The following is a 20745-nucleotide window of genomic DNA, read 5'->3' on the forward strand; positions in this document are numbered from 1 at the left end:
TTTCCTCTCCGCTAACCTATTTATTCATATCGTAGAGATTCCATTGGATCCAGTTTGGCAGCCTTAGAGGATGGCATCAAACCGGCGATAATACTAATCAGGGTACTCACAACGATCCCAAATAACACATAATAACCGGATAGATTAATAAGTTTCACTCCAAAAGCATTGTCCAAGAGAATATTTAACACATAACTAATGACAATGGCAAAGAGTACCGCAAAGATACCGCTGAATACACCTAATAAAGCTGATTCAGAAAAGAATATACGTTTGATATCTTTTTTCCTTGCGCCAATTGCCCGAAGAATCCCAATTTCCTTAGTCCGTTCCACTACACTGATATATAGCACAACCAATATCATGATCCCTGATACGAGAAGTGAAATCCCGGCAATACCAGAGAGAACTATAGTAGCCATATTCACATAAGTTGTGATTCGCTCCATGATTTTTGCCGATTGAGAACCTGAGAATCCAGCATCAACAGCGGCTGCATTAATATCATTCACATATTTCATATCGGTTGCAAAAGCATTAACTTGAATTGGACCTATTGTAATCCCCTTGTCAACATACATTTGCTCCAAAGTCTGCGCTGGAAGATAACCCGTGGGTTGCATTTGCGCTCTTGGATCAGTGCTTTCATAAATACCAGAGATAGTGACTTCTTGTTCCAATGTGATCGGTTTATGCTTAGCATCCATTTCATTAATATATAGATAAATCGATTTCCCTACTAAAGACTCTGGACTGTCATTTCCGCTTAATTTACTTGCCGTTTTCACGGGTAATAATATCTCTTTGCCCTCTGGAAAAGCCCCTGCGGTGATCGTCTCTTTAGCAAAAGCATCCGTTAAGGTTGTTAATTGTGTAAGACTAACCGTCTGATCTGCATAAACCATAGTAGATTTGCCCGAAATGGAAGTGATGGTTTCTACATAATCAACATTTGGAATATTTCGGATGGTTTCAATATCGGCAGCCGTAAACGTTTCGCCGGGCAACATCATTGCCTCTGGACCTTGCATGCCTTTAGCTTCTTCACTGGGTTTAGTTATATCCACGAGTAAAGGATCCATACTTGAATTAATTTCGTCATTCATATAGTTCGTAATTCCATTCCCTAAGGAAAGCATCAACAGTACGCTTAAAATACCAATAGACCCACCCAAAGCTACCAATACATTACGTTTGGCGTTGAGTTTCATGTTCTGCAGAGCCATTTTAAAAGATGCAAATAAACTGAGATTCCGGGATGACCCCTCTCCTCCATCGTAACTAATCAAAGAGCGGTCCTTTAACTGAATATCATCTTTAATCCGTCCTTCTTCCACCTTTACGATACGGGTACCAGAGTCGGCTACTTTCTGTGAGTGGGTCACGGTAATGACCAATATCCCTCTTTTGGCTATACTGTCCAATAAGGCTAAAATTTGATCGCCGGTATCCTTGTCCAAGGCCCCTGTAGGTTCATCTGCCAAAATAATATCAGGATTATTCGCTAGCGCGCGGGCGATGGACACTCTTTGCTTCTGTCCACCGGACAGCTGATTGGGACGTTTTTTCAGGTGCTCTTTCAAGCCTACCTCAGTCAAAATATCTATAGCACGTTTATTACGGTCCTTCTCACTGGTATCCGTCATCTGCATCGCCACTGTAACATTCTCCAAAACTGACAGATGCGGGATCAGATTGAAATTTTGAAAAACGAAACCAATATTGTTCTTACGATAATCATCCATTTCCTTTTCGGTCATCGTGCTTAAATTCTTTCCGCGGACAAGGACCTCGCCTTCATAATCGGAGTCCATTCCCCCAATGATGTTCATCAGTGTGGACTTTCCGCAGCCAGACTCACCTAGAATAGAGACGAATTCACCTGTCTCAAAGCTTAGATTCACATCATGGAGTACTGGCACCTTTTCTTTACCGTACAAAGTATATGATTTCTTTACATGTTTAACTTCTAATATTTTCATTTGTTTCTCTTCCTCTCCTGGTCATGCTCTATATCTCTTTTGATGTTTCATATCCTAACAAATTTGTGTGAACTGATAATGAACTGGATAGCCACATGGAAGAGTCAGAGCTACAGCAGATATTTAGGTTAAGCAATATAAAAAGGCGAATTCACACTCAAAATGAGTGGAACTCGCCTTTTCTATTCGGCTTATTTTCAAAGAAATTAGTGCATGAGATAATAAGCTAATCCTCCAACTTGTTTTCCGGCGTAATAAACGATGTCTATAATCACCACTGTTAATACAAATTTCGAGAGCAGCGGATATTTCTTAAATAAAGGCATTATATTTTTCTCTATGTACTCCATTCGCGCGCGCCTCCTTTCTTAAGCTAGTGCTCTTTTTCGGATCAGCCTAATCTGGCCTCTATGATTGATTTCATCCTCAAAAACGTGAAACCACATAAAATAGTAGTTCGCAGGTTTGTTATGCCAGAATTCCTCTTCAGTATATAACCAATTATCATCGACGGTTGCGAATAATTCATAAGTCTTTTGTCTAACTTCATTTAGGCGATCTAAATAATAGCTCAGGTCATTCCCCTTAATATTGGCTCGTCCTTCGTCTCCTAAATTTAATGCTGGCCCCCATCTCGTTAGCTCTTCTTCAGACAAATCTCTTTGCTCAAACGTTGCCACTTGATATGCATATTCTACAGCAGCGTAGTGCAATAATAACGCTCCAATAGAGTTACTCTGAGCATCCAATAAATAATCCAGTTGTTCCACAGTTAGACCCTTAACGGCTTCTAATGTTGTATATCTTGCATAGTTCATCATGGATAAAAGTCGGCTGATTTGCGGGGAGTAACCTGGGATATCTGTAATCAAAAATATTTGGTTCATGTCAATCATATGGATGTTCCTCCTTGATTTCTTCAGAATAATACTCTAAATACCTGAATGGTTCAGAATTATGAATTACAGGTAATGACGATCAAGATGCAAAAGTGAGGTACTTAACACCATGAATAAAACTAACAAAACTATGTATTGGGTTGTATGGGCTTCAACTTAGAAAGTCTCCATCCTAACAAGACCTAGTCGCTTCCCTTCCACTATAGCTTCGGATCTGGAATGTACACTAAGCTTCTCAAAGATTCTCGTCAGGTTATACTCTACAGTCCTTTGTGACATTAAAAGCTTGCTGGCTATGTCTTTATTGCTTTTTCCACTTGCTACTTCTTGGAGTATTTCCTGTTCTCTTTGATTAATGGACACTTCTTCAAGCAGCCGATTATCCCGGTGATTAGAAATCTTGATATCATTTCTTCGTAGCTGTTTAAGTAAAGACACCGGAATGACCGCCTCATTCCTCAGTGCACAACGAATAGTATTTAACAACTGTTCCCGGGAAGCTGTTTTAGAGATAAATCCTATGACCCCTGACTCCATCAAAAGATTATAATGAGCACTGATCTCATATCCGGTATAAATCACCACTTTAGATTCAGGATCACGTTGAACGGCTCTTTTGGCGAATTCAAGTCCGCTGATCGTAGGCATGTTGAGGTCGCATAAGATCACATCAAATTCTTGTTGCTCCAGCCTATCCAAAGCTTCCATCGCTGACAAAACAAAAGTAACCTCCATATCTGCGTCCTGCTCAATCATAGTTTTGGTTCCTTCTCCGACTGAAGGATGATCATCAACCAACAAGATACGTATCATCGTCATCGCCTCCTCTGTGCTTTTCTTCTACAAAAGCCATTGTCGGTAAATAAATAATAACCTCCAGTCCCTTCCCTTTCTCCGAGGTAAAAGTGCACTCCCCCTCTAAGCTAGCAACACGTTCTTTGATTCCAGACAGGCCCATATGCTGAAAAGATTCCCTGATATCAACTATATTCATGCCAATCCCATCATCCTTATATCGAAAATAGAGATGCTCTTGCTGGTCCAGCTCAATTTCAATCTGATTCGCCTTGGCATGTTTCCCGGCATTCCGCAGGAGCTCCTGTACTATTCGATACAACGCAATCACCAGGTCATCACTTAGCTCACCAATCGGACTGGATGTAAAAGTGATAATGTAGTTGGACTGCAGCTGGGCATACTCAAACAATAGTTCCAGTGCCTTCACAATTCCGGTCTCTCTTAGCAGCGGTGGACGCAGTTCATTGCAGGTCTCCCTAATCTGATATATCACATCCAGAAGTCCCTCTTTAATCTGAAGCAGCTCTGGCAAAATATCCGCCTCAATATCATGATCGGAGATCAGTGTTTCCAGCCTGCGAAGCCAAATAAGCTGATCCTGAAGAGCAGAATCATGTAAATCCGCCGCCAGCTTTCTGCGTTCTTTCTCTGATAAGTTAAAGATCAGGCGTAGAACCCATGGTGCTGCATGTAGCTCTTTTTTCATCTCTGCTTCAAGGTCTTCAATCAAGCCTTCAATAAGATATAAATTCTCATAGACAATACTCGCATAATTTGCGAGGGTATTTAACCAGTTAAGCTCATCCGAATTAAGCTTTGTATGGTTCTTCTTATGATCAATCCAGAGGAGATGAAATTTTTTTTGGTGACGTCCGATTACGAGTAAGATCCCCTGTTTGAGTTGAACTACTTCTCCTACCTTAAAAACTGGAGATTTCGATACAAATTCTATGTTGATCTCTTGGCCCGAATTGTCGACTATTTGTTCGAGGTTACTCATATCCTCATCTCTCTCAAAAAAAGCAGACCGACTAACCGGTAAAATCTCATTGATTTCCTTGTGAATTGCAGCCTCCAAATCAGCCCGCTTCATAACCTTGGAGATTTGCTTCGAGAATCGCTCCAGACTACCTTGATAATGATAAAGCTCACGGAACAGTTTAGGCCGGAAATAATAATCTATTTTCTCCTTAAAGAATAAAAAGATTGTAATAGAAAAATATACAACCAAAAACATCTGAATCCATTTGATCCAATCATACTCTTGCCTGCTCTGAATGATCGCAAGTACGGCTACAATCATTAACGCCGGAAAAAAAGCAATTAATAAATAATATTTAAACCGATTAAAAGCGAAATCAATATCAAATAGTTGCCTAGCCGTCAGCAGATAAAAATAAGTAACTGGCATCAAAAACAAAAAGATCGTAGTAATTTCGTAAGGAATCAGGTTGACCCCAACAGCAATGGGTGCAGCTGAGAAGAGAACAAACGGTGTAAACGCAAGGATTTGTCCGGTAAGCATAATTTTAAACATCGATTTAAGCGCTGTGCTTCGATAAGTACTGTATAAATATAGCAGCTTAAATATGCTGTAAAAAATCCCAAAAACAAAGAACCCAATAATAATTAACCTTACAAAGGAATACAAGGATCTATCCCAGGAGTAAACCATTAGACTGGAGGTGGAAAATAGGCTTAGTAAAATGACCAGGCCATAGTATATTTTGATTACAGTAGTAGATAGAACTAATACATCAAATCGTTTCAGATATACTTGGAGAAAGTGAATAAAAACCAGTGGAATTAAAGGCAACACGCAACCCATCGCGATTCTACCTATAAGATCAGATCTACTTGAGGCATATCCCGCAAAGTAAGTTATTCCGACTAATAAAAAGAATAAAATCAGCAGCTCTGCTGAGCGATCCCCGCTTCTCCTGCGGTATAATAGAAGGCTTAACACTGCCAAAAAAACAAATGTCGCTCCAGGGACTACAAGCTGGGTAAACGTATGATAGATGGAGGACTTATTCTCAATATCATAATGCAAAGCAAGTGGAGCCCCCCCTTTGGAATTACGAAGAAGGTCAACGGATTGAACCTGAGTTAAGCTTCCATATCTCACAGCTTCATCCACTTTATCAATCGGTTTCCCATTAACCCGTAATAAGATATCCCCTTCCCTTAAATTCTGTTTATACCCTTCGCTTGAAACGTCTGCCTCAGCAATATAATATTGCCCTTCTTCATTCTGCTCCAGACCAACGCCAAGCAAGATGTTAGAGTGAATGACCCACACAAAATGAATAATAAGAAAAACAAAAATGCAAAGTAACCCTGATATGAATAACTGGCGGAGTTTTACTGTCATTTCAAATCCCCCGAACGAACAAAATTATACATATCTCTATTCTTATTTGGTATTCCCCTACCATTTTATATGAATCACACAGGAAATTATATACTTTTATGCATGATATTCCTTATCCTCTAAATATCCGCATTGAATTATAGCTCTATCCTGGCTTTTTGCTGCTTCACTCTGTGGTTTCGATTCAGAATCCATATAGCTGCGCAACCATATAAAATCACCGGAACCCAACCACTCTCCCCGGCTACATACTCCAACATAGGTGAAGAACTGACAGTAATATTGTGCAAAACACTATCTACAGCATTATTAGTTCCGTGTAAAAGCACTGCCGGCCAAATACTACCGGAGGTCAGACGCAGTTCATTTATAATGATGCCCGCAAACATAACAGATAAGGTAAAGAGCACCACCACGAGCCAGCGGCTTCCAGAGGAATGATAAGCACGCGGCCCAAGAATCGCCGGATAATGCCATATAGCCCAGATTAAGCCCATTGTTACACTAGAACTTACTCTTCCCATCCATTGAAAACGCGGGAGCAGCCAACCCCTCCAACCGATCTCTTCCCCCAAAGCAGATAATGAACCAAGAACAATGTAAACGAGCAAATATATAGCAGTCTTGATCCATGAATCTGGAGAAATTAAGCTTGAGTTCCATCCCATCCAATAGACAGCATATCCCGCTCCCAGTGAACCTAAGGGAATAACTAAAGCCAATATGTATTCTTTGCCTCCCCTAAATTTGAAGCCCAACCTTCTCCATCCCTCAGCACTGTATCCATCTCTCACAATCAGAAACATCATGATACATACTGTGAAAAAAGGAGTAAATCCATACAGACCTTGCGCCGATTCCGGAAGCAGCAACATCCCTAACGCCATTGCCCATACGATAATAATAAATATAAGAGATTGTTTCTTGTCTGAGAGCAATATTATCACCTACCCTTTTTAGATATAAGGAACTATATCTTCCTATTTAATCCAATTGTATATAACCAGGCAGGACGTTTCACCGAAAACAACGTTCGTTAAAACCACAATTCTTTTGCGGTACTACTTATCTGTATGCCGCAAAGTCTTCAGTAAGGTTGTCCTAAAAATAGTGAAATGGTGAGCGATGTGCGATGTGCGATGTGCGATGTGCGATGTGCGATGTGCGATGTGCAGCGTAAGTGTAAACTAATTAGGGAAATACTCCCTGAAAATAGCCGATTTTGGCTCTAAAAGGACGGAATCAGGGAATTCCTCCCTAATAATCAGGGGGATTTCTTTATTAGTTACTGAATCGGCCAAAATTCAGGGAAGTTTTCCCTAATTATAAGTCTGATGAACAGAAATCTCTGAATTTTAGGGAGAAATTCCCAAATTGCTGTATAAATGCTTCACTTATTGCATCATTTGGAGCATCATTAGGTACGCTCCATGATTCAATTGGTTATCAAATAAAGGATGCTCCGCCGTAACATTAGAGATCAGGTGGCTTTACTTTTGCCCCTAATCTACTGAAGCAAACAGTAGTTGACCAAAAATGCAGAACAGCGATTCCCCGATATTAGGAGAATCGCTGTTCTGTTTGACTTTTATGGTTTTGGGCATGAACGTTTTGGGGACAGCCTTTTTCTAACTATACGTTATCTTAATAGGTCCACCAGTTACCAGACATAACGATCATCGAAAACAGCTTGATGCTGTCTTCATAGTAATCTTCTGCAGCACTGCTTGCTGTGTGGCTCCAGAGAGAATTCAACCAGCTTTGGTAAGTTGATGAGGTCATCGCACTGACTCCAAATGGAGCATAGAAGGCACCGCTATTGTAACTTCCAAATACGGTTCCGTTTAGCTTATACCCATCTTTTATACTACCAGGTGTACTGCTTACTTTAGTCTTAATCCAGCTATTCATCTTATTGAGCTGCGTAAGCGCCCTGCTGTCTCCAGTAATCAAATAATCTGTTGCGATCCGCCATGGGGTACGACAAGAATTGTAATTGTAATTCCCGTCATTGGCATCCTCAAGGAAATTCGCCGCAGCAGGTTTATACACACCCCCAGAGTAAACTACGAAATCAGGCAAGAGCCCAGTGCTAGAGCTATAACCCGTATAAAGGCTATTTATAATCGTGTACGTTTTATCGATAACATTCGTCCAGCGGGTATCTCCTGTAGCCTGTTGGAATGCTTTTAAATGATTTAGCATGAAATCAGAAGGTCTAGTTGCCGTATTATACGAGCCGCTATTCGCCCAGTCACCTAGACGGATCGTCCACTGTGTCTGGTTAATCTCATTGTCCATAATCGCATTAATGATATCTTTTGCAGCTTGTAAATAATTGATCGTACCACTACTTCCCCACTGCTTGTCCGCAAGCAGCAATGAGAACGCTATATCCATATCTCCATCTGTAGCAGAGTCCTCGCCTTCAATATTTTGAAAGCTGCTGTTTTGCTTCCAGGACATCAAATAAGGGTTAATTGCACTTGGGTGAGCCTTGTAATAATTATATAAGCCGTCAAAATAAGTCTGAGCATTGCTGTCATAACCAGCCATCAAAACTGTGAACAACATCCCGTAACCATGTGCTTCAGATACCGTTTCTCCATCTGAATTATACTTAACGTAATATTTGCCAGTGCCAGCTGGTTTGAGATAGGCCGTTTTCCACGCATCCCATTTGGTCTTCACTGAATTATCCATACTGGTCTGGGTTACATTGTTTGGCTTGATAGATCCACTCGTGTAGGTGGTATGTTGCGGAAAAGGTTTGTTCACTGCTGCAAACGCGGAACCGGCAGGAAGAATACTAATTACCAAGCATACGACAATAAGGCTTTTCCAACTCAACCTAAGCTTTGCATCCTTCTTCATCATTCATTGCCTCCTCTTCAATTGTGGTAATAAATTTGAAAGAAAACAGCAAGCTAATTCGTATTCGCTATCATTGTAATACAGAATATGGAATTAATATATAAGCAATTCCATTAATAGATCATTAGTACTATATATCTGTGACTTAGATTTGTTCTCACTCCTCAACTAAAAAAAGGATGGTTCCACAACCAACTTCATTCATGGCTGTGCAAACATCCTTTAGATAAAAATCCATTCGCTATTCTCGTAATTTATTCAATTTGAATCGATACGCAATGTATGGAAGACCCGGAAAGACCAACATACAAAGTGTGACCACTACTAACACCAGGCTGATATTCCTCACGATCTCAGGTAACCATCCATTAACGCCCAAGATCGCTAGGAAGATAAAAGCAATCAAAGCTATAAGCAATGGCAAGGCTACTTTGCCCATCGTTTTCTTTTCACGTTCATATTTGTCAATGAGGGTCCCTGTGTCCGAGTAGATAGGCGCCGTACCTGCAGCTGCCCGAAAGATATGAAACCCATTTCCGGCAGAACAGACATAAGTCCATCCGGCATCTTCAAAAATCAAATAATACTCCTCATCGACATTCGTGTGATAATCTACACTGTACTCAAGATTCTGGGGATCTCCCTTTCTTAACTTATAACCAAAAGGTGCAAAGCTCTCCAGGAGCCAGCCCCTTTTGGCATACTTACTCAATTTCTGCATATCTCCTTTTTCAGTAAAAGCTAAGCCCCCGCTGGTCACATATTTTGTATTCTTCATGCCTATTCCCCACCTTTTATTTGAGAATTTGTTCTGCATGTCTAATCATTTCTTTTCGGCGCTCTACTTCTTTTCTTAGCAATCCAATCCCTTTTTCCGTTGCAATATACGTTTTTCGTTTGTCGTCCTCTTCTTCTTTATACAGCTCAATAAATTCAGCCGCTAACAGCTTCTTAATGGTTGTATACATGGAAGCAGGCCCAATTGAAAATTGATTGTTCGTCATCGTTTCGATTGATTTCATAATCAGATATCCGTGTTTGGCTTCGACTAAAGACAAGAGAATATAAAATGCAGTGTCTGTGAGCTCTCCCATTTCCAATGAGTCCGTTCTTGACACTTAATCACCTCCTCATATGTATCATTAAAAGATATATCATTAAATGAACTATATCTTTTAATGATACACTTGTCAACTGCTGGCATAAAATTCAAACTACCTTCTCATACTAGGTGAAGAATATGGAGGTGAATGTCATGCCCAAAAATAGTGCCAATCCCAAAGAAGCTCCAGGAAAACATCAACCAAGTAAGAAAAACAATGCGGAGAATAACAACAATTTCAATGAAGCCGCTCAGATGGTGAACATCGATAAGGCTGCTGATTATGTGCCCAGCTTAAACGGTGTCTCCAAAACTGATGTTTAAGCTATACCGCTAATAACTTCTTCAAACAAAAAACACTCCTCAGAATTTTCTGAAGGAGTGTTTCAATCCGTGGCAGCTTCATTTCAAGTTCTCTAACTCAGCAGTCACTTTTTCAATTAAGTTCACGAAGGAAGCCAGCTCTTGAGAGCTTTTGACCTGATCCTTGGAATACATGGAGTTGTGTTCCGATTCTTTTTTCACCTTGGAAAGGGTGGCATTGATATTGTCGAGTTTCTGGTCAATGGTTACCAGTGAATCCTTTGAGCGACGGGCTAGCTTACGAACTTCATTAGCCACAACTTCAAAACCTCTTCCAAACTCCCCAGCTCTGGCTGCTTCAATAGCCGCATTTAGGCCTAAAAGATGCGTATGATCAGCCACTTCTCTAATCATCGTACCCACTTGATGAATAGACTCCACCTCTTTGTCCAAATATAATACCGTTTGATGCGTTTTCTCTTGATAATCAGCATTTTTACTAGCTAAACTTTCTATCGATTCACTGCTATCCTTTAATTGAACCATCAAAGATACCAGCTCCTGAACGGCTGAACTCACTCCTGTAAGCAGGTGATTTTGCTTCTCCAGCAAGTTTTCTATTTTTGCTTTTTCATCCACTTCATAGGCTTCAAGAACGAGCTGTGAATCGAGATTAAACATCTTGGTTAAGGCATGAATAACAGGCTTCCATTCGTTTGGTAATATCCGTTCAAAATAAGCAGTAGCCAGATCCAGATATAATATGTACGTCCCCAAATACCAATTCGTTGTTAATCCAATACGGGAATGGATTTTCCCGATAAGCAAACGTCTTTCAATAAATGCTTCATCGATCACACCAGCGGCCATGGATAAAAAATACCACTGCTGTGTCTCTTTCAATCGATCCAGTGTACTGTGTTGCTCAATGATGAGGAGCAGCTCTGGCTCCATCGTCATCTGTTTATACAGCTCCTCAACCAATGAGCTAACGATTAAGTTGAATTCTTTCTCCTTGCTTTTTAATAATTCTAAATCAGCCTCAGTAATCCCTATATAGCTAACTTGCTGGAGTCGTTCTGGACTAAGATTGATCATACCGTCGTTAACATCCCTCTCATAACTGTTTATTTTTCTCAGCCATCCCCTATGGCATCTATATCTCTTGATTATAAAGGTATTATTTCAATAAATTTTAACACTATATTTACCTATATTGCTTAATAATTTTACAAAACCTCACTAGTTGCCCTTAGATTTGGCTTCCTATTCATGAATAAAGGGCTGCCGCAGCAGCCCTTTCAGTTTCAAGCTTTAAATTACGCCGCCATTTCACGGCAAACTTTTGCACAAGCTAAGCAAGCTTCTGCACATTGCTGGCAATGTTCATGATCATGCTTTTGGCATTCGTTGCCGCAGGCTTCACAAGCTTCTGCACAAGCTAAACAAATCTCTTTTGCATATTTACTGTTCATCGACATGGCATGAGCTGCAAACTCGCATATATCCGCACATTCACGATCCAGGCGAATGCACACCTTCATCATCCCCACATGATCCTCATCCAAACAAGCTGAGTAACAGTGATTGCAAGCTATCATACATTTTAAACACTCATCGATACACTCTTTGTAGTTTTGATGTGCCATAACACATTCTCCTCTCAATTCATTAATTAGGATAGTCCCCTACTCTATATATACCCAATTTGAGCAAATAAAAAAGGATTCCGGGGAATCCTTCCGATTGATCAATTATCTAATTAATTTATTGATGGTAACTAATAGTTCATCCAGTACCTCGTTCTCACCTTCCTGGATACGTTCCACTACACAACTTTTCATATGATGCTCCAGCAAAAGCTTGCCCACGCCGTTCAATGCAGATTGGACCGAGGAGATTTGATGCAGCACATCATCACAATAGGTGTCTTTTTCAATTAACCCTTTTAGCCCTCTAACCTGACCTTCAATTCTATTGAGCCGGCTAATCAAATTCTTTTTAGTTTTATCTGAGTGATGACTTTTCCGCTCATCCGTACTGCATGATTCATGCTCGTGAGTCAGATTATCCATGCACCGATCACCCCTTTCCTCGTATTTTTATTATACTATAGCCCCCCTATTCTATTCAAAAAATAAATCATTGATTAGATTTTCAATTCTTCATGAACTATAGCTGAAGTTTCAACCTGAATGGTTGTATGTTGAATTTTGAAATGATCGGCAATTAACCGAATCGCTTGCTGCAAAATGCGTTGGTCATCTGCTTCCTCTTCAATTAAGATATGACAGCTGAGTGAATCTAATCCCGAAGTTATGGTCCATATATGCAGGTCATGGACATTTTTAACCCCCTCAATGCTTTCGAGGATTTCCTTTACTTCAGCTGGATTAATTGTAATCGGGGTGCCTTCCATAAGGACGTGAACGGTATGTTTGATAATTCCCCATGCCCCTCTAAGAATCAATAGAGCAACCAGTACGCTTATGATTGGATCAGCAACATACCAGCCAAAAATCATCATGATTAAACCGGCAATAATTGCCCCTACTGAACCTAAAGCATCACCAAGCACATGGAGATAAGCACTACGGAGATTAATGTTATTTTTCACATCCCCTTTTCTCATAAGCGACCATGCACTAGCCACATTGGCTAAAAGACCAATACTTGCGATCAGCATCATAGATCCGCTGGCAACTGTCGGCGGCTCAAAAAACCGCCCATAAGCTTCTACAATGATAAATCCAGCAACTACAAATAAAGTAACTCCGTTTAAGAGTGCCGCCAAAATTTCAAATCGATGAAAACCATACGTTTTGTTCGGAGAAGCAGGTTTAGTTGCAAACCAGACCGCTACTAGGCTTAATGCTAGAGAGCTTGCATCGTTTAGCATATGCCCACTGTCCGATAACAGGGCTAAGCTGTTAGTAATCAACCCACCAAAAAACTCCAAAAACATAATTCCAACCGTAATGATCAACGCAATCAAAAGCCCTTTTTTATTTCCACTAGGATCAAAATGTTGATGCCCGTGAGAACCATGGGAGTGACTGTGTCCTTCATGAGCGTGACTGTGTCCTTCATGAGCGTGGTCGTGGTTACTGTGATCGTGATTGGACTGTTGCCCGTGTACATTCTCGACCTGATGATTGCGTTTGTTCTTCTTGTTCATCATGCTTAACCTCCTATTACCTTCAGCTAGATAGTATTCGTAGCCCTGCGCAGTTACATTCAAAAGCTCCAGTTAATAATAACATATGAGCATGTGTTCATGTGTTATTATTAACTGGATTTTTCTTCTTGTCAATAAAAAAGCAACAAATGATTGTCTCTGACCTAATAAAATAAAGAGGACCCTCCGCAGCTCTTCCTGCATGAAGGATCCTCTCGAATCAGAACCGTGTATTAAATCAAATCTGATTGTTGCAGCAATCTTTGGATGATAGCCGCAACTTCTGCTCTCGTAATGAAGGCTTGTGGGGCAAGTACATTTCCGCTTCTGCCCGTGATGATTCCTGCTTGCAGGCTGTCTGCGATGCCACTCTTCGCCCAGTCTGATGCTTCATTCGCATCCGTGTAAATGCTCAGCAGCTCGCTTGCTTCTTTGGCCGGAAGATTTGTCTTCAAATCGGTAATCACCATAGCTTTAGCAATAATACTCATCGCCTGTTCCCGAGTAATCTTGTCTGTTGGATGGAACGTTCCATCTTCAAAACCGTTGATTAGCTTATAGGAGTAAGCTGTCTGCACAGCATCATTATACCAATCTGAGACCTTTACATCCGTAAAGGATGTTGTCCCGCTTTCCAACTTCAATCCCAATCCACGTACGATAATCGCCGCAAATTCTGCACGTGTAATCTCCAGATTAGGGTTAAACAAATCGTCGCCGACTCCATTAATAACCTTACGGGAAGCCATCTCATTGACAATGTCCTTAGCCCAGTGGGTAGCGACATCCTTGAAGTTCTGTGGATCTTGAACTACAAAATACGTACTGTTCGTTAAACTGTGTATTTTCGCAAAGTGTTTGCCATCAATGGCAACAATCTGTGTGGGTACATGGCGGAACGTCCCCCCCGCTTCAAGCACTAGCCCAGTCGTGATCTTCTTAAGGTCTACACCATCCGCTAGAGGAATAGTTCTTTCCACATAGGTATTAAACTTAGTGAGTTCAACAGTTTTCCCAGCGTAAGTAACCTTCACCGTGAAATCTAATGGCTGAGCTACCAACGTTAGCTTTTCATTGGCTGCCAACATTTCTATTCTTTTCAGTGCATCCGCAGTCGGAACAGAAATTGAAATTTGCACCTTCACATCTTGTAGAGCAATGTCTGTGCCAAACTGTTTTGAAATTGCACTGATATCAATCTGTGCTGCTGATATTGTATAAGTACCTTTTGGAGTACGAATGATTAGCAGCGCCTGCTTCTGCTCCATATCTTTGATGATTTGGCCATTAAGCTCGCCAATAATCACATCTGAAGTCGCAGTCACAGGGATAGTTATAATTGCATTCTGGTCTTCCTTTTCGATACGTTGCTCTATTTTTGCCTGATCTACAACAATCGTGGTAACCGTCTGCCCGTTATACTCAGATATCGTTGCTGTTCCGGCATTTTCAACCTTACCGTTCACCAATACCTCAACCAAGCTGCTAGATGGTCTAGCTGTAGCTGTAGCTGTAGCAGTGGATCCTGCTGTTGCAGTTGGTGCAGTTGTTGAAGGTGGTGCAGTCGGTGTTGATGTCGGTGTTGATGTCGGTGATTCTGTTGGCGTTGGCGTTGGTGTTGGTGTTGGCGGTGTAGGTGTAACCTCAACCTCCGTTGATGACTTCGGTGTCACGGAGTTCGAAACTTCAGAAGCTACACTACTACCAGCGCTATTAATCGCTTTAACTGTAAACGAATAAGTGATTCCATTCGCTAGACCTGTTACCGTTATTGGACTTGTTGCCCCAACTGTTACGATATTACCCGGAGAAGCAGTAACCTCATAATTCGTAATTGGAGTTCCCCCGTTCGAATCAGGAACTGCAAATGTCACAGTCGCCTCGCCATCTCCCGCCACCGCTATTAAGTCCGTAGGTGCAGATGGTGATGTTCTTGGTTTCGTGCTGACTTCGTTAGAAGCTGCACTCTCCCCGCCCGGATTAGATGCCTTAACTACGAAATAATAAGATTGGCCATTAGTTAACCCTGTCACATCATAGTTGTAGACAGATTCGCTTACTGTAGCCACTTGGGTCTCATAGATTCCAGAAGTGATACCTTGATATATAGTGTATCCAATCGCACCCTTCACCGGATCCCATGTTAAGCCGATGAGGCCATTACTTGCCACAGGTGAATGAAGTATTGGCGCGCCCGGCGCTGGAACCTGAGGCGTTCTAGTTACTTCATTGGAAGCCGCACTGATACCATCAGGATTAACAGCTTTAACAATAAAATAATAAGCAGTTCCATTAATTAATCCTACAGCATCGTAACTGTTCTCAGAGCCACTTATAGTAGCTACCTCAGCTCCATAAACACCTGAAGCTGTAGACTGATATACAGCGTAACTATCGGTACCATATACGGGACTCCAAGTAATACGAATATGTCCGTTTCCTGCTGTTACAGACTCAATACTTGGCGCAGCAAGTTCAGGCCAGGTAAGGTCAATAACTGCACTAGTGATCTCTGTAAGTCCTGTCGCATCAAATGCCAGTTGCGCTCCGGTAACTCCAGCTGCATTCGTAGCTCCCAGATCCGTAAAGGAAATGAGGCCCGCTACTGCTGTCAATGTCGTATTCCCCGTCAACGTCCAGCTTCCAGTGTCCTTCTTCGACACAGTAACAACCGTACTGTTGTCGCCAAGGTTTACATTCCCAAACTGATCCAGCAGCGTTATCACTGGCTGCTGCGCGAAGCTACCGCCATTGGTCTGCGGGGCACTTACGCCTGTGGTCAGCTTCATTGTCGCCGTGCTACCTGCGACAGGTGTAATGTTCAGCGCTGTTGCCGCTGGCGTGGCTACGCCTGCTTGGCTGAACACAACAGCCTGTGCTCCCGCTTTATTCAGCTTCAGGTTCACCTGAGCTACACCCTCAACGAAATCAACGTTGATCTTGCTCGGTGAAGCTGCCAAAGCGGTACTTCCTAAGCTTCCGTACGTTCCGTCCGGCGCAACATCATAACCCGTTACCGTCACTTCTTTTGTTCCGGTAAACGTTGTATCCGTATTGCCCAGCGAGTTCTTCACAGTCAGCGTAATGCCATTATCTACACCTACGACAGGCGTTAACGTCGCCGCTGAGGCAGTGATGCTTTGCGCTCCCTGTGGCTCTGGAAGATTCAACGCTACACTAGTGATCTGTGGAAGTCCTGTCGCATCAAATGCCAGTTGCGCTCCGGTGATTCCAGCTGCATTCGTAGCTCCTAGATCCGTAAAGGAAATGACACCTGCTACTGCCGTCAACGTCGTATTCCCCGTCAACGTCCAGCTTCCTGTGTCCTTCTTCGACACAGTAACAACCGTACTGTTGTCGCCAAGGTTTACATTCCCAAACTGATCCAGCAGCGTTATCACTGGCTGCTGCGCGAAGCTACCGCCATTGGCTTGCGGCGCACTTACGCCTGTGGTCAGCTTCATTGTCGCTGTGCTACCTGCGACAGGTGTAATGTTCAGCGCTGTTGCTGCTGGCGTGGCTACGCCTGCTTGGCTGAACACAACCGCTTGCGCGCCAGCTTTGTTCAGCTTCAGATCCACCTGTGCTACACCCGCAACGAAATCAACGTTGATCTTGCTCGGTGAAGCTACCAAAGCGGTACTTCCTAAGCTTCCGTACGTTCCGTCCGGCGCAACATCATAACCCGCTACCGTCACTTCTTTCGTTCCGGTGAACGTTGCATCCGTATCGCCCAGCGAATTTTTCACGGTCAGCGTAATGCCATTATCTACACCTACGACAGGTGTCAACGTCGCCGCTGAGGCGGTGATGCTTTGCGCTCCCTGTGGCTCTGGAAGATTCAACGCTACACTAGTGATCTGTGGAAGTCCTGTCGCATCAAATGCCAGTTGGGCTCCGGTGATTCCAGCTGCATTCGTAGCTCCCAGATCCGTAAAGGAAATGACACCCGCTACTGCCGTCAACGTCGTATTCCCCGTCAACATCCAGCTTCCTGCATCCTTCTTCGAAACAGTAACAATCGTACTGTTGTCGCCAATGTTTACATTCCCAAACTGATCCAGCAGCGTTATCACTGGCTGCTGCGCGAAGCTACCGCCATTGGCTTGCGGGGCACTTACGCCCGTGGTCAGCTTCATTATCGCTGTGCTACCTGCGACAGGTGCAATGTTCAGCGCTGTTGCCGCTGGCGTGGCTACGCCTGCTTGGCTGAACACAACCGCTTGCGCGCCAGCTGTGTTCAGCTTCAGGTTCACCTGTGCTACACCCTCAACGAAATCAACGTTGATCTTGCTCGGTGAAGCTGCCAAAGCGTTGATTCCTAAGCTTCCGTACGTTCCGTCCGGCGCAACATCATAACCCGCTACCGTCACTTCTTTTGTTCCGGTAAACGTTGTATCCATATTGCCCAGCGAGTTCTTCACAGTCAGCGTAATGCCATTATCTACACCTACGACAGGCGTTAACGTCGCCGCTGAGGCAGTGATGCTTTGCGCTCCCTGTGGCTCTGGAAGATTCAACGCTACACTAGTGATCTGTGGAAGTCCTGTCGCATCAAATGCCAGTTGGGCTCCGGTGATTCCAGTGGCATTCGTAGCTCCCAGATCCGTAAAGGAAATGACACCCGCTACTGCCCTCAACGTCGTATTCCCCGTCAACATCCAGCTTCCTGCATCCTTCTTCGAAACAGTAACAATCGTACTGTTGTCGCCAATATTCACATTCCCAAACTGATCCAGCAAAGTAATTACTGGTTGCTGCGCGAAGCTGCCGCCGTTAGCCTGCGGCGCACTTACGCCCGTGGTCAGCTTCATTATCGCTGTGCTACCTGCGACAGGTGCAATGTTCAGCGCTGTTGCTGCTGGCGTGGCTACGCCTGCTTGGCTGAACACAACCGCTTGCGCGCCAGCTTTGTTCAGCTTCAGGTTCACCTGTGCTACACCCTCAACGAAATTAACGTTGATCTTGCTCGGTGAAGCCGCTAAAGCGGTGCTTCCTAAGCTTCCGTACGTTCCGTCCGGCGCAACATCATAACCGGTTACCGTCACTTCTTTCGTTCCGGTGAACGTTGTATCCGTATCGCCCAGCGAATTTTTCACGGTCAGCGTAATCCCATTATCTACACCTACGACAGGTGTTAAAGTCGCCGCTGAGGCGGTGATGCTATATGCAAGAGTAGGTCCTAGGTTCAGGGTCATTTTAGTGAAATAATCCCCCACGACCTTAAAATTAGTACCATCGTAAATAATGCCATTAAGATTAGAGGTAAGATCAGATGTTTCCTGAGTCCACGTGGATCCGTCTGCCGAAGAGAATAACTCCCCCTTCAATCCAACAGCCAGAAAACTCCCATTACCAAAGCTGATATTATTTAGTGCGCTAGCTGACATTGTAACCTTCGTAAAAGTTACCAAATCTTCTGTGGTTAGAATTACTGCCTGCTGGCTAAGTGTATCTTCTCCAACCAGAATATAAGCTCTACCATCATAGGCAATTCCCTTTAAAGAAGTATTGGGGAACCCAATCTCTAAGGGCACATTCCACTGTATTCCATCTGATGATTTTGCGATAACAACGCTCTCTTGCTCATAAGTAGTACTATTGTATTTCATCCCAAGAGCTACAAATTGATTATTCAAGTAAGCTACTGTATTAAATGCAAAATCCCCATTTTTAAATCTCTCTGTCCATGAGGTTCCGTTAACTGAAGAATAAATTCCGCCATAATCGGAAACAGCAACGTACTGATTTGTGCCAAAAGCAACGCCAGTCAGATTGTCCTGCACTCCGGTATCTGTCATAGTCCAAGTATCACCGTTGGTCGAGGTCACCACTTTGGCGTTAAGATTGTAGTTTTCTTTATCTGTAACCGCAATAAACTTCCCTGCTCCATAAGTGACCGCATTCATTCCCGGCAGCTTGGAGGGTGTGACATCGTTCCATACTGCGGAGCTATTAGATTTGTAAATAGAGCCATATTCCCCGGATGAGACGGCAACATAATTGCCATTACCATCCTTAGCAATACTTTTCAGATTACCGCTGACATTACTCCACGCCGATAGGTCAGAAGAAACCAGTAAGCCGTTGCCCCCTGAAGCAACATATTTTCCATTTCCGTAAACCATATTGTTCATCATCATTGTTGTATGGGTATCCGAAGATGTCCACTGGGTGCTGTCCAGCGGAGCCGCAGAAGATTTATAAATTACACCCTGCCCAAACAACAAATAGCTCCCATTTAAAGAACCTCCCCCATAAAATTGCTTGTTATCCCATGAGGCATCAACGGTCCAATTAGCACCGTCTGTAGAGGTGAATACTTTTTTAGCATACGGAGTCACGATATAACTAAAGAAACGATTATTTAAATAGATTACATTCGTAACATAAGGCCAACTAGAGTTATAGTGGTTGATCACAAGATCGGTTAAGGTGACCGTTGTCCAATTGATCAGATTCGTTGAGGTATAATAGACAGCATTGTTAGCAGAGACCACATATTTGTTGTTGCCATAAGCAATATCCGTTAAGCTTTGCATTCCGAATATTGCATTGGTAGAAGTGATTCCTGTGTCTGTCCAGTTAATGCCATCCGAGGATTGTAGTAGAGTTACATCATAAGAAGGTGGATTGGTGCCAGGTTTATATACTGACTGCCATACAAAGAACTTTTCATTGACCGCTTTCAACCTTTCCGGTGTGATAGCTAACGTTTTTTTTGTCCAATTTTCACCATCGAGTGAATTGTAAACTGCCTTTTCGCTACCATCAATAGCTAAGAACAGCCCATTAGCGAACACAATAGAAGTTAGTTTGGGGTTCCCCGCCTTTTTTGAGATAGACCAATCTACGCCATTTGATGATGTAGATATCCCTCCTTGGCCCACCGCTACAAAAACATTGTTACCAAAAGCAACACTGCTCAAATTTCCAGCTGATGTGGAGCTTTGATCTATGATATTGCTATTGCTATTGCTGGGTGCTGCATAAATTACTGCAGGCATAAACAGAGAACTGACGATAGAGAATACTAAACTTATTGCTAATAAAAGATTGCCACTCCGCTTAATCACAATTTTCCCCCTTTGGCATTACACCAAAATATAAATACTTCCACCATATGGAGATTAGATGTCTTTTCTAAGATTTGTAGCCATTTGGTTTGATTTTTATATCGGTATAATCCGAGAGAATTATTACGAATTTAACATTAAATTTTGATTAAAAACAAC

Annotated in this window: 15 protein-coding genes; 1 reads left to right on the forward strand and 14 read right to left on the reverse strand. The window is 42.6% G+C overall.

Going from position 1 to position 20745, the window contains the following annotated elements:
• Positions 1 to 20: 20 nt before the first annotated feature.
• The 9 genes from NST25_RS27415 to NST25_RS27455 form a co-directional block, all read right to left on the reverse strand.
• A complete protein-coding gene (locus tag NST25_RS27415; protein ID WP_076128781.1) occupies positions 21 to 1982 on the reverse strand; it encodes an ABC transporter ATP-binding protein/permease in 1962 nt (653 codons plus the stop codon).
• Positions 1983 to 2188: 206 nt separating this feature from the next.
• A complete protein-coding gene (locus NST25_RS27420) occupies positions 2189 to 2332 on the reverse strand; it encodes a hypothetical protein (protein WP_340392908.1) in 144 nt (47 codons plus the stop codon).
• A gap of 18 nt (positions 2333 to 2350) precedes the next feature.
• Complete coding sequence (locus tag NST25_RS27425) at positions 2351 to 2869, reverse strand: DinB family protein (protein ID WP_076128815.1); 519 nt, start codon at positions 2867 to 2869, stop codon at positions 2351 to 2353.
• A gap of 168 nt (positions 2870 to 3037) precedes the next feature.
• The gene (locus NST25_RS27430) at positions 3038 to 3694 is read right to left on the reverse strand and encodes a response regulator transcription factor (protein WP_248549609.1); all 657 of its coding nucleotides are present in this window, start codon (positions 3692 to 3694) and stop codon (positions 3038 to 3040) included.
• Positions 3672 to 6053 (reverse strand): ATP-binding protein, encoded by a 2382-nt coding sequence (locus tag NST25_RS27435; protein ID WP_340392909.1) that lies wholly within the window; start codon positions 6051 to 6053, stop codon positions 3672 to 3674. Before NST25_RS27435 ends, NST25_RS27430 begins: the two co-directional genes overlap by 23 nt.
• Positions 6054 to 6190: 137 nt before the next feature.
• Positions 6191 to 6991, reverse strand: coding sequence for a CPBP family intramembrane glutamic endopeptidase (locus NST25_RS27440; RefSeq protein WP_282580020.1), 801 nt, complete (start codon positions 6989 to 6991; stop codon positions 6191 to 6193).
• Positions 6992 to 7697: 706 nt separating this feature from the next.
• Positions 7698 to 8930, reverse strand: coding sequence for a glycosyl hydrolase family 8 (locus NST25_RS27445; RefSeq protein WP_254847763.1), 1233 nt, complete (start codon positions 8928 to 8930; stop codon positions 7698 to 7700).
• 238 nt (positions 8931 to 9168) lie between these two features.
• Complete coding sequence (locus NST25_RS27450; RefSeq protein ID WP_076219252.1) at positions 9169 to 9705, reverse strand: DUF2812 domain-containing protein; 537 nt, start codon at positions 9703 to 9705, stop codon at positions 9169 to 9171.
• Between the two features lie 16 nt (positions 9706 to 9721).
• Positions 9722 to 10045 (reverse strand): PadR family transcriptional regulator, encoded by a 324-nt coding sequence (locus tag NST25_RS27455; RefSeq protein WP_036681391.1) that lies wholly within the window; start codon positions 10043 to 10045, stop codon positions 9722 to 9724.
• 137 nt (positions 10046 to 10182) lie between these two features.
• Between NST25_RS27455 and NST25_RS27460 the strand changes: the two genes are divergently transcribed.
• On the forward strand, positions 10183 to 10353 hold the full coding sequence (locus NST25_RS27460; protein ID WP_155288200.1) for a hypothetical protein: 171 nt from the start codon (positions 10183 to 10185) through the stop codon (positions 10351 to 10353).
• A gap of 78 nt (positions 10354 to 10431) precedes the next feature.
• Here NST25_RS27460 and NST25_RS27465 read toward each other — a convergent pair whose 3' ends face one another.
• The 5 genes from NST25_RS27465 to NST25_RS27485 form a co-directional block, all read right to left on the reverse strand.
• Positions 10432 to 11430, reverse strand: a complete 999-nt coding sequence (locus NST25_RS27465) for a globin-coupled sensor protein (RefSeq protein WP_076280266.1) — start codon at positions 11428 to 11430, stop codon at positions 10432 to 10434.
• 221 nt (positions 11431 to 11651) lie between these two features.
• Positions 11652 to 11981, reverse strand: a complete 330-nt coding sequence (locus NST25_RS27470) for a four-helix bundle copper-binding protein (RefSeq protein WP_076310323.1) — start codon at positions 11979 to 11981, stop codon at positions 11652 to 11654.
• A 105-nt stretch (positions 11982 to 12086) separates the two neighbouring features.
• The gene (locus NST25_RS27475; RefSeq protein WP_076128794.1) at positions 12087 to 12407 is read right to left on the reverse strand and encodes a metal-sensitive transcriptional regulator; all 321 of its coding nucleotides are present in this window, start codon (positions 12405 to 12407) and stop codon (positions 12087 to 12089) included.
• Positions 12408 to 12481: 74 nt separating this feature from the next.
• A complete protein-coding gene (locus tag NST25_RS27480) occupies positions 12482 to 13510 on the reverse strand; it encodes a cation diffusion facilitator family transporter (RefSeq protein WP_076185482.1) in 1029 nt (342 codons plus the stop codon).
• Between the two features lie 233 nt (positions 13511 to 13743).
• The gene (locus tag NST25_RS27485; protein WP_340392912.1) at positions 13744 to 20586 is read right to left on the reverse strand and encodes an S-layer homology domain-containing protein; all 6843 of its coding nucleotides are present in this window, start codon (positions 20584 to 20586) and stop codon (positions 13744 to 13746) included.
• Positions 20587 to 20745 lie beyond the last annotated feature (159 nt).

Source organism: Paenibacillus sp. FSL E2-0190 (genome assembly GCF_037992965.1).
Lineage (GTDB): Bacteria > Bacillota > Bacilli > Paenibacillales > Paenibacillaceae > Paenibacillus_AQ > Paenibacillus_AQ odorifer.